At 42.6% G+C, this 14,013-nt stretch carries 14 protein-coding genes; 8 read left to right on the top strand and 6 right to left on the bottom strand.

The genetic code is table 11. The annotated features are described in order from the left end of the window. The first annotated feature begins 46 nt into the window (after positions 1-46). Together L4D09_RS11670 and L4D09_RS11675 are read left to right on the top strand one after the other, a co-directional pair. A complete protein-coding gene (locus L4D09_RS11670; protein ID WP_428457678.1) occupies positions 47-217 on the top strand; it encodes a hypothetical protein in 171 nt (56 codons plus the stop codon). Between the two features lie 3 nt (positions 218-220). After that, complete coding sequence (locus L4D09_RS11675) at positions 221-1,426, top strand: MFS transporter (RefSeq protein WP_428457679.1); 1,206 nt, start codon at positions 221-223, stop codon at positions 1,424-1,426. A 101-nt stretch (positions 1,427-1,527) separates the two neighbouring features. Here the strand turns inward: L4D09_RS11675 and htpX are convergent, their stop codons facing one another. Continuing rightward, the gene (gene htpX / locus L4D09_RS11680; protein ID WP_428457680.1) at positions 1,528-2,406 is read right to left on the bottom strand and encodes a protease HtpX; all 879 of its coding nucleotides are present in this window, start codon (positions 2,404-2,406) and stop codon (positions 1,528-1,530) included. Positions 2,407-2,770: 364 nt separating this feature from the next. On the opposite strand from htpX, the gene L4D09_RS11685 reads away from it, so the two are divergent. Next, complete coding sequence (locus tag L4D09_RS11685; protein WP_428457681.1) at positions 2,771-2,929, top strand: hypothetical protein; 159 nt, start codon at positions 2,771-2,773, stop codon at positions 2,927-2,929. A 79-nt stretch (positions 2,930-3,008) separates the two neighbouring features. Here the strand turns inward: L4D09_RS11685 and bioD are convergent, their stop codons facing one another. The 4 genes from bioD to bioB are packed head-to-tail and all read right to left on the bottom strand — an operon-like array spanning position 3,009 to position 6,713. Further along, positions 3,009-3,689 (bottom strand): dethiobiotin synthase, encoded by a 681-nt coding sequence (gene bioD / locus L4D09_RS11690; protein ID WP_428457682.1) that lies wholly within the window; start codon positions 3,687-3,689, stop codon positions 3,009-3,011. Beyond that, positions 3,682-4,506, bottom strand: coding sequence for a malonyl-ACP O-methyltransferase BioC (gene bioC, locus L4D09_RS11695; protein WP_428457683.1), 825 nt, complete (start codon positions 4,504-4,506; stop codon positions 3,682-3,684). The genes bioD and bioC overlap by 8 nt, the downstream gene beginning before the upstream one ends. After that, positions 4,496-5,674 carry an 8-amino-7-oxononanoate synthase gene (bioF, locus tag L4D09_RS11700; RefSeq protein WP_428457684.1) on the bottom strand — a complete coding sequence of 393 codons (1,179 nt, stop codon included), beginning with the start codon at positions 5,672-5,674 and terminating at the stop codon, positions 4,496-4,498. The genes bioC and bioF overlap by 11 nt, the downstream gene beginning before the upstream one ends. Next, positions 5,661-6,713: a biotin synthase BioB gene (bioB, locus tag L4D09_RS11705; RefSeq protein WP_428457685.1), complete on the bottom strand. Its 1,053-nt coding sequence runs from the start codon at positions 6,711-6,713 to the stop codon at positions 5,661-5,663. The genes bioF and bioB overlap by 14 nt, the downstream gene beginning before the upstream one ends. A 139-nt stretch (positions 6,714-6,852) precedes the next feature. Between bioB and bioA the strand changes: the two genes are divergently transcribed. From bioA to prsR, 5 genes are all read left to right on the top strand, one after another. Beyond that, the gene (gene bioA, locus L4D09_RS11710) at positions 6,853-8,112 is read left to right on the top strand and encodes an adenosylmethionine--8-amino-7-oxononanoate transaminase (RefSeq protein ID WP_428457716.1); all 1,260 of its coding nucleotides are present in this window, start codon (positions 6,853-6,855) and stop codon (positions 8,110-8,112) included. Between the two features lie 128 nt (positions 8,113-8,240). Further along, a complete protein-coding gene (locus tag L4D09_RS11715; protein ID WP_428457686.1) occupies positions 8,241-8,807 on the top strand; it encodes an LON peptidase substrate-binding domain-containing protein in 567 nt (188 codons plus the stop codon). A gap of 234 nt (positions 8,808-9,041) precedes the next feature. Further along, on the top strand, positions 9,042-9,203 hold the full coding sequence (locus tag L4D09_RS11720) for a hypothetical protein (protein ID WP_428457687.1): 162 nt from the start codon (positions 9,042-9,044) through the stop codon (positions 9,201-9,203). A gap of 98 nt (positions 9,204-9,301) precedes the next feature. Then, positions 9,302-11,371 carry an XrtA/PEP-CTERM system histidine kinase PrsK gene (gene prsK / locus L4D09_RS11725; protein WP_428457688.1) on the top strand — a complete coding sequence of 690 codons (2,070 nt, stop codon included), beginning with the start codon at positions 9,302-9,304 and terminating at the stop codon, positions 11,369-11,371. 23 nt (positions 11,372-11,394) lie between these two features. Beyond that, a complete protein-coding gene (gene prsR, locus L4D09_RS11730; RefSeq protein ID WP_428457689.1) occupies positions 11,395-12,753 on the top strand; it encodes a PEP-CTERM-box response regulator transcription factor in 1,359 nt (452 codons plus the stop codon). Positions 12,754-12,864: 111 nt separating this feature from the next. On the opposite strand, the gene L4D09_RS11735 is transcribed toward prsR, so the two are convergent. After that, a complete protein-coding gene (locus L4D09_RS11735; protein ID WP_428457690.1) occupies positions 12,865-14,010 on the bottom strand; it encodes an XrtA/PEP-CTERM system-associated ATPase in 1,146 nt (381 codons plus the stop codon). Positions 14,011-14,013 lie beyond the last annotated feature (3 nt).

Raw genomic sequence — 14,013 nt, forward strand, 5'->3', positions numbered from 1 at the left:
TTATATTGCACTATTATCCCCGCTCATTTGTCGTCATGAGGTGAGAATGTTCTCACAATCCCTTCTTGCTCAGCTCCTGCGAATGGGGCTGTTGCTTGCAATCACGCTGGTTGCAGTACATAACTGCCAACCATTGCTGGATGTGTTAGCCGAACAAGCGATGAGTGGCGGATGTCACCAACAAAACGCTATCGAACCCAACTTTTCTGGACTTTAAACCATGAGCATTTTTCGTTTCCCTCTTCTTGTATGGATGGGAATTGGAACACTAATTATTAGCCTAGGGATCAGGCAATCTTTCGGTATCTTTATGATGCCTATTTCTACTCACTTCGACACCGGTCGTGAGTTTTTCAGTCTGACCATTGCTTTGCAAAATCTACTTTTTGGCTTATTCCAACCCTTTGTAGGCATGGCAGCAGATAGATGGGGGCCACAAAAAGTAATTTGGACCGGTGCGATTGCCTATGCACTTGGCCTTTACCTTACTTCTATTGCCCTAGAGCCAAGCTGGCTTTATCTTACGCTCGGTGGCCTTGTAGGCCTTGGTTTAAGCGCAACCAGTTACGTGATTATATTAGGTGCCGTTGCTCGCGTAGTGCCCGCCGAACACACGGCTAAAGCCTTCGGATTAACAACAGCCGCTGGTTCATTTGGCATGTTTGCTGTTATTCCTGGCGCACAATACATGCTTAGCGATTTTGGCTGGCAAACCGCACTACAAGTTTTTGCTATGCTTTGTGGTTTAATTCTGGCCTTTTCATGCTTCATAAAAAGTAAGCCACAGAATAACCAGACGACCTCAACAGATGATAACCAAACCCTTCGAGATGCATTAAAAGAAGCCTTTCAGCACCGTGGCTACTGGTTAATCCATCTCGGATTTTTTGTCTGCGGCTTTCACGTTATGTTTATCGCAACCCACTTACCCAGCTACTTAGCCGATAAAGGTCTACCTGCTGCAACAGCCGCGATGGCACTCGCGTATGTTGGGATATTTAATATCTTCGGCAGTTACTTCTGGGGCGTTATGGGCGATAAATTCAATAAACGCTATGTCATGTCAGCGCTCTATCTAACCCGTACGGTTGTTATAGCCGGTTTTGTGATGCTACCCATAACCACAGAAACAGCGGCACTCTTTGGTGGTGCAATTGGTTTTTGTTGGCTTGGTACCGTACCGCTAACATCTGGCTTAGTCCGTCAGATCTTCGGGGCGCGTTATATGTCGACACTCTACGGTTTAGTCTTTTTAACTCATCAGGTTGGTAGTTTTCTGGGAGCGTGGGCTGGCGGCCGTATTTACGACTACTATGGCAGTTACGACCCTATTTGGTGGTCTACCGTTGTACTCGCGTTTCTTGCGGCATTAATTCACATTCCGATTGATGATAAGCCAGTTATACGCCAGCCAGCCTTGGCATAAGTTCATCAAATAAAGAAAGCCCCGTTTACATATCAACTCTTTAACCTAAGAAGCTGAAATGTAAACGGGGCTTTTTATTTATCTATTATTCAATAATGAGTTTATAGATGCTCGCCACGACGCAATGCATCGATACGCTTGTCTAATGGTGGGTGTGTCATGAATAGCTCAGACAGTGACTTTTTACCATTAATACCAAACGCCATCATAGAACCTTCCAGCTGTGGTTCATGACTCATTTTCAAGCGCTCAAGTGCTGCAATCATCTTCTCTTTACCAACAAGATGAGCAGAGCCTGCATCCGCTTTAAATTCACGATGACGGCTGTACCACATGGTTAGAATGCTCGCCAAGAAGCCAAACAATACTTCCATGATTGAAGAAACGATAAAGTACGTCATGTAGCTACCGCTCCCTCCCTCTTCATCGTTATTGTTAATACCACTAATCGCGCCTGCAACTAATCGAGAAACGAAGATAACAAAAGTATTCACCACACCTTGCATCAATGTCATGGTAACCATATCGCCATTGGCAATATGACTCACTTCGTGAGCAAGTACAGCTTCGGCTTCATCACGTGTCATACTATGAAGTAAGCCAGTCGATACCGCTACCAGTGAATCATCACGTTTTGCACCCGTAGCAAAAGCGTTAATGTCAGCTGAATCATAGATAGCAACTGTTGGCATGCCGATACCAGACTGCTGAGCTTGACGTGACACTGTCTCCATAAGCCAATGCTCTGTTTCGTTACGAGGGTGTTCAATCACTGAACCGCCAACAGAACGAAGTGCCATCGATTTCGACATAAATAGTGAAATTAATGAACCACCAAAACCAAATAGCGCAGCCATAACCAACAAGCCAGATAGGCTACCTGGCTGAAGACCTGTAAACGCATAGATAACGTTCAAGACAACACTGAAAACCAGCATCACTGCTAGGTTGGTTGCCAGAAATAAAGCAATACGCTTCATATTTTTTCCATTCTCCAAATAAAGGCATCTTTCATAGGTAATCGCTGTGAAGAGTTTCTACAGCCATCTTTGTTATTTATAGTATGGTCGTTCAAACGAATTACAAGTGGAAGTGATAAATTGTTACGTTTCGTAATCAGCTTAAAACAAATAATTATTTGTTAAAACTCATTACCTTATCTAAGTGGCTATTTATTATCCTTTCACGTGTTTATTTTCGAGATTTCAAACCAAACCAGTGTGACTAGGTGCATATAAGTTGATTTTAGACTTTAGTCTTATTGAAACTGTGAGCCAATTCGAATATTGTCTTATGTCAGAAAGGCATGATGAATTCACTAAGTCGAATTATCAAGGAGGAATGATGGCTGATAACGAGAATTACCAGGTGGCGATTGATATTTTGCGCTGTCATCTTGGTATGTCTGCAGAAGAAGCACGCAAAGAGCTTGGCATCGAAAATGGTGTATCTGCACTAACTGATACACAAGAAGCTCTTATTGGTTTAACCAGCGAAAGCTAATGAATGCTCTGTAGCATACTGCTGTAACCCTTTTTTAAACAAAAAAAACCTGCCAATTGGCAGGTTTTATTTTTTCTCATTAAAGAGCTAGTGATGATAAGTCAATATACTTAGATAAATCACGCTTTTTAATCCCCGGCATATAAGGAATTTCGCCTAATTTTTTGCCTGGTAAGTTCGCTTCCATCATGCGAATAATTTCAGCATAATTTTCAGTACCTGGATTAATACGGTTAGCAACCCAACCCACAACCTCAAGGCCGTCATGTTGAATGGCTTCAGCCGTTAACATCGCATGACTCATACAGCCAAGCTTTACGCCAACAACTAAAATTACTGGTAGCTTTTCGCGCTTCACCCACGTAGATAGAAATTCAGTGCGTGTCACAGGTACACGCCACCCGCCCGCACCTTCAATCAGTACTGCTTCTGATTTTTCTTTTAACTTCGATAAACCTTCAGACAACACATCGAAATCAATCTCACGACCTTCTTGCTCAGCGGCAAGGTGTGGTGATACTGCTGCCTCGAACGCATAAGGGTTAACCTCATCGTATGCAAGGTCAACAACAGAAGCATCCTGAATATATAGCGCATCAGAATTGCGCATCCCCTCTTGAGTCGGCACACTTCCTGATGCTACCGGCTTATAACCCGCCATCTTGATGTTCGCGCTAGCTGCAGCATGAAGAATGGCGCGAGAGGCAACAGTTTTACCGACTTCGGTATCTGTTCCTGTTACAAAGAAAGCGTTAGTCATTAATAATTACTCCAAAACAGACTTGGTATGTAGCTGGCAGTTGTTGGTTCTCATCTCGATACTCTTCATAAGCGCTCTCTAATGCCTGAATCGTTTTACGACCGGCCAAGCCTGCCTTACGCCCCTGCTGCAGATGTGTCGCTCCAATCCCTTTCAGATCTTTCATGAGTTCAACTGCCGAGCTGTAATACATGGTGATCGGCTTGAAGTCTAGGTCAATGTTATGGCTACCTGCTTGCGCCAGCGCAAGTTTTATGGCCTTTTGCGAAAGAAACTCGTTCACATGTTGATATTGATCAACCTGACGCCATGCATTAGAAAGCTCAAATAATGAATCCTCTACTAAAGTGGTAAACACAATATTGCCACCCGGTTTAACAACACGTTTAAGCTCTTTTAGCGGAATGGATAGATCATCACACCACTGTAGGGCCAAGCTACTAAAGGCAAAATCAAAGGTATTATCGTCAAAAGGCAGGTTTTCAGCATCAGCTTCAACATAAGAAACATCGTGACCACAGCGATTTTCCGCCTGCTGTAACATGGCTATCGAGAGATCTGCTGCTACAACATCGAGTCCGCGCTGTACAAGCTGTTCACTGAAATAACCCGTACCGCAGCCTAAATCGAGACACTGGCTACCGACAGGAGCTACCGCGGGTAACTTGTCTAGCAATAAATGTCCCACCTCTCGTTGAAAGGCTGCAGCTTTATCATAATGTTTCGCTGCGCGGCCAAAAGCATCAGCAATAGCCTGCTTTTCTTGTTGGTTATTTTCCATACTAAGCTTGATGGCAGTATTCAATTTATCCACCATGAAACACCTCATTAATAGCCATTGCCAACCGTCTCACATCGCTCTTTTGATGCGATACTGTGAGAGTAATTCGAAGTCTTGCGCTATTAGTCGGCACCGTTGGCGGGCGAATGGCACTCACCCAAAAGCCTTGCTCTCTTAGTGCAGATGAAATACGCATGGCTTCATCACTTTGACCAATCAATAAAGGCTTTATCGGCGACATTGTATTTTCAAACACAATATCGTTATCTAAACCACCCTCTAGCACCTGACTGAGTTCCGTCAACTTTTCCCTTCGCCATTCATCGGCTTGTATCATGTTACAGGCTGTACTTAAGGCGTAAGCTTGTGCCGGAGGCATTGCGGTTGAATAAACAAAATGACGTGCAAACTGTGTCAAATACTCAGCGATATCATGATTACAAAGTACCGCAGCGCCCTGCATTCCAAATGCTTTACCGAAAGTAATGACCAAAATATCAGGAGTAACCCCCGCTAAATCACAACTTCCTTTACCATTCTCACCCAACACACCGCAGCCGTGTGCATCATCCACCATTAAAACACTGCTTGTTTCACGACATAATGCTTGAATATCAGCCAGTGGGGATAAATCCCCATCCATACTGAATACACCTTCCGTCACAACAAATTTCGCCATCGGAGATTGTTCAGAGCAACCTGCCAACTCTAGGCGAGATAAAGTTCGCGACAGTGCAGTCAGATCATTATGAGCAAAACGCCGCATATTGGCTTCAGACAACATGCCAGCTTCAATTAATGAGGCGTGATTAAGCTTATCTTGAATAAGATGATCACCTTGCTGCAATAACGAAAAAAGAACAGCCTGATTCGCGCTAAAACCACTACTAAAAAGTAAGGCTCGTTCAAAACCTAACCATTCAGCAAGCTGTGCTTCAAAGTACTGATGAGGTTGGTGGTAGCCTGTTACCAACGGCGATGCGCCACTTCCGGCTCCAAATTTCGTCAGCCCAGACTGCCAAGCTGCTATCAGCTCAGGCGATTGCGCCAAACCAAGATAGTCATTACTTGAGAAGTTTAATAAAGCGCTACCGCCAGATATAACCTGCTCGTTGTGTCGTTCAAGGCAAGTTCGTTGGCGGTAAAGCCCTCGAGACGATCTTTCTTCAAGGGCTTTGGCTATACGTTGATTAAGCCGATGCATCGTAAAACAAATCGTCTTTACTCGGACGAGCAGCAACACGCTGAGCAACCTGTCCTAACAGTTCTTGTGCTTGAATTTCATCAGGCTTGGCACTCTGTTCTTGGCTATTGATACCTAACTTGGCAAATAGCTGCATGTCTTTATCTTCACCCGGGTTTGGCGTTGTTAGCAGTTTACAACCATAGAATACCGAGTTAGCACCAGCCATAAAGCACAGCGTTTGCATTTGCTCGTTCATATCTTCTCGCCCAGCAGAAAGACGTACAGCAGAAGCTGGCATAATGATACGCGCAACAGCAATGATACGAATGAAATCGAATGGGTCGACATCATCAACTGACTCTAGCGGTGTCCCCTTCACTTTGACCAGCATGTTAATAGGCACACTCTCAGGGTGAATCGGTAAATTCGCCAACTCGACCAGTAAACCCGCACGGTCACGTGAGCTCTCGCCCATGCCAATGATACCGCCTGAACAAATTTTCATACCTGCATCACGTACATGGCTTAATGTGTCTAAGCGATCTTGATACGTCCGCGTGGTAATAATATTGCCGTAAAACTCTGGTGATGTATCTAAGTTGTGATTGTAGTAATCGAGGCCGGCATCGGCCAACTCGCCAGCTTGATCACCCGTGATCATGCCTAGAGTCATACAGGTTTCAAGGCCCATCTCTTTCACGCCACGCACCATGTCTAGCAAATATGGCATATCACGTTCTTTCGGGTTTTTCCAAGCTGCGCCCATACAAAAACGAGTCGCCCCAGAGGTTTTCGCCTTTTCTGCGGCATCAAGTACACGCTCAACTTCCAGTAAACGCTCACGATCTACATCAGTACGGTAATGGGCACTTTGTGGGCAATATTTGCAATCTTCAGGGCAGGCACCCGTTTTAATCGATAATAAGGTGCTCACCTGTACTTTATTCGGCTCGTGATACTGGCGGTGCACTTGCTGTGCATTAAAAACCAGATCCATGAACGGCTTGTCGAACAAGGCTTGAACTTCCTCAACTGTCCAGTCGTGACGTACTTCCACGTGTAATAACCTCTTATTTTATTTCAGCTCTAACGGCAAAATATGCTTATTGATACTTGGCTAGTCTACTGAGACTCAGTAGACTGTCAACCATCAAAAAGGACCAGGGTTTACATCTGTGCAAAAATCAACCAATATAATCGACTTAGCTTTTGACCAACAACATGTTTGGCATCCCTATACGTCAACGCTGAACCCTCTACCTTGTTACCCAGTAGAAAGTGCCAGCGGGGTTTACCTTAAACTAGAAGATGGTCGAGAGATCATCGATGGGATGTCTTCATGGTGGTCAACTATTCACGGTTATAACCATCCAGAACTTAACGCTGCTGCTAAATCACAACTCGATAAGATGTCGCATGTTATGTTTGGTGGCATCACTCACGAGCCCGCAGTAGAGCTTTGCCGTAAACTCGTCAAAATGACACCCGAACCTTTACAGCATGTATTTTTAGCTGACTCCGGCTCAGTCGCGGTAGAAGTAGCCTTAAAGATGGCATTACAGTATTGGCATGCTAAAGGCGAACGCCGTCCTAAATTTCTCACCGTTAAAGATGGTTATCATGGCGATACTTTTGCGGCTATGTCGGTTACTGATCCGAATAACTCCATGCATAGCCTATATAAAGGCTTTTTACCGGAGCATATCTTTGCTCAATCGCCAACTTGTGGTTTCTATGATGAATGGCAAGAATCTGATATCGATGACTTCAAGCAAAAATTGGCCGCGAATCATCAAGACATTGCCGCAGTCATCCTCGAACCAGTAGTGCAAGGTGCTGGCGGTATGAAGATCTACCACCCAACCTTCCTGTCTCGGGTTCGCGAACTCTGCGACGAATATGGGATTTTGTTAATTGCAGATGAAATTGCCACTGGATTTGGCCGAACTGGAAAATTGTTTGCTTGTGAACACGCTGGTATCAATCCTGATATTATGTGTGTCGGAAAGGCGCTTACAGGCGGCTACATGACCCTATCAGCAACCTTAACGACTAAACATGTCGCAAATACGGTATGTGGGGGAGAGGCTGGCTGCTTCATGCATGGCCCGACATTTATGGGCAACCCCTTAGCTTGTGCCGTGGCAAATGCTAGCCTTAATATTCTTACGCAAGGAGTATGGCAAGAGCAAGTAAAAAGCATTGAAAATCAATTATCTAAAAGCTTGCCTGAGATCGGTAAATTAGAGCGTGTAAAAGCAGTTCGTTGGCTCGGCGCTATAGGCGTTGTCGAACTCTATGAACCCGTTGATATGGCTTCAATACAGAAAGCATTTGTCGACAGTGGTGTCTGGATTCGCCCTTTTGGCACACTTGTCTACATAATGCCTCCTTTTATTATTAAACCACAAGAACTTAGCAAGTTAACTTCGGCAATAAAACAGACCCTGCTGTAGTATCGAAAAGCAGACAGTTTCTAATAATTGTCTGCTTATACTTTTCCTGAACGTTATAGCAAAACCAACTCATGGTTGGAACGTATATAGACAAATCTAAAGTCAATAACGTCAGAAAGGCTAATACTATGCAATTACCCCTATTTCCGTTACAGATATACTTGCTACCCGGTGGGATAAGTAAGTTGAGAATATTTGAACCTCGTTATACGCGCCTCGTCAAACTTGCAATGGCAGCAGGCGATGGCTTTGGACTCTGCATGAAAGATGGTGATTCACTGTGTCACTTTGGTACACGTGCGATAATCACTGATTTTGAGCAGCTTCCTGATGGCCTACTTGGCATAACCATAAAGGGTGTAGAAAAGTTTTTAATCAATCGTCACTGGAAAGAAGAGGACGAGCTACGTTTTGGTGACATAACGCCTATGACTAACTGGTCACCTACCGAAATAAAGTTTGTTGATAGAGATATCTCCAGTAGCCTCAAGGCTCTGTTTGATGAATACCCTGAACATGCCGTTCACTACCCTTTGCCAGATTACAATGACATGACTTGGGTGTGCCAACGGTGGTTAGAATTACTTCCTCTTGAAACCAATCAAAAGCAATGGTTTATGAGTCGAAATGACCATCGAGCTGCACTCTCTTTTTTACATAATGTTATTGATGAGCAACTGAAAAAAGACCAATAATATTAATAAAAGCGATCATGTCTGTGGATGTTAGCTTTAACAAAGACATGATTCTACCATCAAACAATACACTGCATTTCTCATGAATAAGTCAAAAGCCACCAGCTTTTTTACTACATTTACATTATGTCAAAATGAGCAATTTGCTAATCATTATGCAAAAATCATAAATTTTGACGCAGGAAGATTGATGGGGAGGGAAAATGAACACCATGACGATGCAGGATCATCACGATGAAAAAACTATTACTAATATTGAGTCTTAATTGCATCCCATTCATTTTACTCACTGCAACCCTATTATATAACGGCAGTTTACTGGCTAGCGATCAACAAACCCTGCAGCAATTACTTCCCCTAGAGAGCCTATGTCAGGCCATCACACCAAAGCCATAAAAAACATTAAACCGACAGGTGATCAGCTAAATTGAATAAATCCTCTTTTTTCGTCTAACCTCAAAATAGCACCGCTTTTTGAGAACAAGGATGTCAAAGTGGAATCATTTTTAGGCTTTATCGGTTATATCGCTGCATCTATCGGCTTTGCCATCTTATTTTTATTATTATTAACAACATACAAGAAGCAAAGCATACAGAAGAAGCTTCTACTTAGTATGTGTGCGATTGGTACTATTTGGACAGCAAGCACCGCACAACAGCTCATCAATGGCACGTCAGTTTTACCCCCCCTCATCAGTGAAACACTATTTAACTTAAATCTTTCTTTATTACTTATTAGTACCTTAACAGTAAAAACGAATATAAGAGCGTTATTGAGCCTCAAACCCCATAGTGCCATTATCAGCGTCATGTCACTCATTGCTACCAGCGAAGTGATACGGCTTTTTACCCCGGTATTTCATCAAAAAATATTCTTTTTATTCCACCTTTCGCAAGCCATTATTTGCCTTTGGCTCGTCGAACAACTGTACCGGCGTAGCAATCGCCTAGAGCTGCAATCAATAAAGCCACTCTGTATTGGTGTTGGCTTGATCAGTGGTTACAACTTTGCCTTGTATGCCGACGCGCTGTTAACAAACACGATCTCTCCTTCGTTTTGGCAAGGAAGAGGCTGGGTAATTGCTGCAGCTTTACCGCTCATTGCAGTCACAACTCGACGACTAAAAAACTGGGAAAGCCGTGTTTATGTCTCTCGTAACATTATTTATCACAGCACATTGATTTTAGTCGCTGGGTTATACCTGCTTTTAATGTCACTGGCTGGCTATTACATTAAAGCGATGGGCAACTCTTGGGCTGAAACCGCGCAGACACTCTTTTTTGCACTAGGAAGCCTAGTGCTTGCCAGCTTATTTTTATCCGACGTTTTACGACAAAGAGTAAAAGTCTTCATTGCCAAGCACTTTTTCGCCAACAAATATGAATACCGCGAAGAGTGGATGCACTTTTGCTCTGAGATTGAAGATCAAGCACGTACACCCTACGACAATGCTCTCTCTGCGATGATGCGTCCTTTGGGTTGCGAATATGGCATTCTTGCCATTCAAAAGAATGGCTTACTGCTACCCGAAACAAACCTTCACTGCTCTTTGGATCACCCTGAAGCATTAGCCTTATTAAAACTTCTTGGGAGCAAAGTTATTGAGCATCAATGGATTATAGATATCCCGAAATTGTCCAGCGGACATGAAAAAGCACCATTTGATATTGATATTCAACAACTCAACAAAATAAAACAATTTACTATTGTTGCGCCTCTCATTTCCTCATCCGGTACCCAAGGAATCTTTATTCTATCTACGCCAACATCTACCGACGACTTAAATTGGGAGGATAGAGACTTAATGAACGCGATTAGCCTACAACTTTCAGTTTACCTCACCATGTATGAAACCAATCAAAGGCTAGCTGAAAGCCAGCAATTTGATACCTTTAACCGAATGTCTGCGTTCCTTGTTCATGACCTAAAAAATGTGGTGGCGCAACTACAATTATTAAGTAGTAATGCTAAAAAACACCGTGATAACCCTGAATTCATTGATGATGCTTTTGAAACAGTAGACTCCGCAGTAATACGCCTCAATAAAGTATTAACACAACTCGGTAAAAAGCGAATTGAAGCTGACACCGAGCAAGTCATTAATATTGAGCAAACTATCACGCGTATTTGTGAAGAGCGGGCTGTTCAGCGCCCAATACCCATATTTCATAATTTTTCCCGTCATCAACTAGCGTTAACAACACTAAAAGAACGATTCCAAAATAGCCTAAACCACCTAATTCAAAATGCGCAAGATGCCACCAATGATAATGGCAGCGTGACCGTTTCCTTAGTCGACACCCCCAAAAGTATTCAAATAATCATTAAAGATAGTGGCCACGGTATGTCAGAAGCATTTATTAAACACCGCCTTTTCAAGCCTTTTGACACAACGAAAGGCAATATAGGGATGGGTGTAGGCGCATATGATGCGAAAGTCATGGTCGAGCAACTCGGGGGCTTCATTTATGTTGACTCTACTGTTAATGAGGGCAGCTGCTTTACATTGAAAATCCCTAAACAAACCGCTTTAGCACAAAAAAGTTTCACTATACTTAAATAACGACCACAAACAGGGAATAGTCTATGGAAACGTTGCTCATCATTGAAGATGATCCCGGCATTCAAAAACAATTAAAATGGTGCCTTTCTGATTACAATGTGGTGTTAGCAGGTCATCGTCAAGAAGCAATTACTGCGATACGTCGTTTCGAACCTAAAGTCGTGACACTGGATTTAGGGCTCCCGCCTGATGAAGCTAATGCATCAGAGGGATTACAAACATTACAAGATATTCTCGAACTCAATCCCTATTGTAAAGTCATTGTCATAACGGGTAATGACGATAAAGAAAATGCGTTAAAAGCCATTGAACTTGGCGCTCATGATTTTTATCAGAAACCAATTGATAATGATATCTTGTCAATCATTATCGAGCGTGCATATATCATTGCCAATTTAGAATCAGAAAACCTTCGACTTAAACAGGCATCATTAGAAGACAACGGGTTTATTGGCAATAGTCCTCAAATACAACATGTATGCCGAATGGTTGATAGAATCGCAACCAGCGAAATTTCCACCCTCATATTAGGTGAAAGTGGAACCGGTAAAGAGGTGCTTGCTCGCGCTATCCATAATAAGAGTGAAAGAAGAGATAAACCCTTTGTAGCCATAAATTGTGCTTCTATTCCTGAACAATTGCTTGAAAGTGAATTGTTTGGCTTTGAAAAAGGAGCCTTTACTGGTGCACATAAAACCACGATAGGTAAAATTGAACATGCTCATGGAGGAACACTTTTCCTCGATGAAATTGGTGATATGCCCTACCCTTTACAAGCTAAAATTTTACGTTTTCTTCAAGAAAAAGTGATTGAACGTGTCGGAGGCAGACAAGAAATAGCAGTAGATATAAAAATTATATGCGCTACCCACCAGAACCTTGAAGCAATGATGGCAGAAAAAACGTTCCGAGAAGATCTGTATTATCGAATTAGCGAAATTACCATCGTTAATCCACCACTCCGTGAACGTGGGCAAGATGTCGTGCTATTAGCAAGGTACTTCCTACATATTGCTAACCAACAAACGCAACGCCAAATCACAGGGTTTACCGAAGAGGCAATCACAGCGATGGCTCAACATCACTGGCCTGGTAATATTCGTGAATTACAGAACAAAATAAAATCGGCAACGATTATGGCTGAAGGTAAAGTCATTACTGAGTTTGATCTTGCCTTAGTACTACAAGATACCCCTGATGATGATAAAAAAATGGCAATTAATCTTCGCCACATTCGTGAAAAAGCAGAAAAACAAGCGATCACTCAAGCATTATCACTCTGCAATAATAATATATCAAAAACCGCAAATTTACTGGGAATAACCCGACCAACACTCTATAACTTACTAGAAAAATACACTTTGGCCATCGATGTAAAGTAATGCTAATGCGCTAATAAATCGAGTAACGTTGACGAAAATACGCTCTAAAAGGAGATGCCATAGTACTTCTCCTTTTTAGTCGCTATTAACAGGGTAATCGATACTATGACTTTATTCTGTGGTACTCAACTTCATCAGCTTTTTCACCCAAAACTTACTCCCTAAAGACCCCAATTCTTCATCTAATATATTATCTTGGGAACCTCCTTCATCGCTTGGTTTAATATTAACTTGGCGCTTCTTTTTCGCTAACAACTTATCTAAATAGCGAATGGTTGCAACTTTTCGCTCAATAACAGTATCAAGCACTTCAGTTACTGAATGCAGGGTCTTATGCATTTTTTCGATATCATGATCTGATAACTGAGTAAGCACATCACGCTCAGCCGTACTCATGGGCGAACCATGTTGAAAACCTTGCATTAATGGTTGCTTTGCTAAGGACCCAGAAAATTCTGCGCCCATTTCTTCTAGCACTTTATCCACATCTGATGGCGTTATAACCGACAAATCTTCTAGAAATGCGAACAATAAAACCCTATCCATTAGAATATTAATCTTACGGGGAATGCCCGACGACTTTTTAGTGACTAACTCAAAAACATCATGCTCAAATTCAGGGCTACCCTGCCAATTTACTTGCGCCAGACGATGTAATATATAGTCTTTGGTTTGTTTACTATCAAAAGCCTGTAAATGACAAGATGCAATAATGCGTTGACGAAATTGCTCCATCTCCGGTATTGCAATGATGCCTTTCAACTCTTCTTGCCCCAGAAAAAAACTCTGTATCAAGGGCGTATCGTCTAACTGAAAGTTTGATAACATTCTCAGCTCTTCGACTGTTTCAACTGGCAAATTTTGCGCTTCATCAACAATCAGTAGCGCGCGCTTTCCTTGCTGAGACAGCGTTAATAAATACTGCTCCATTCGTTGCAATATCGCAGCTTTATCTCCCCCATCCACTGGGATACCAAATTTTGCAGCCACCAAACGAACCAACTCTTCAGGGTTAAGCCTCGTGGTGGCGATTTGGATAGCCACAAAGGATTCATCTAAAGATGCTAATAAGCTCCTCGCCAACGTTGTTTTACCTGTTCCTACAGGGCCAGTAACAACAATAAATCCTTCACCTTGAGACAGGCCATACTGTAGATAAGACAACGCTTTTTCATGATGGGGGCTCGAGAAGAAAAATCGAGGCTCAGGGCTTAATTTAAAAGGTTTATCAGTAAGTCCGAAGTGTGATTCATACATGGG

Origin of the sequence: Photobacterium makurazakiensis, from assembly GCF_050336715.1 — a bacterium.
Lineage (GTDB): Bacteria > Pseudomonadota > Gammaproteobacteria > Enterobacterales > Vibrionaceae > Photobacterium > Photobacterium makurazakiensis.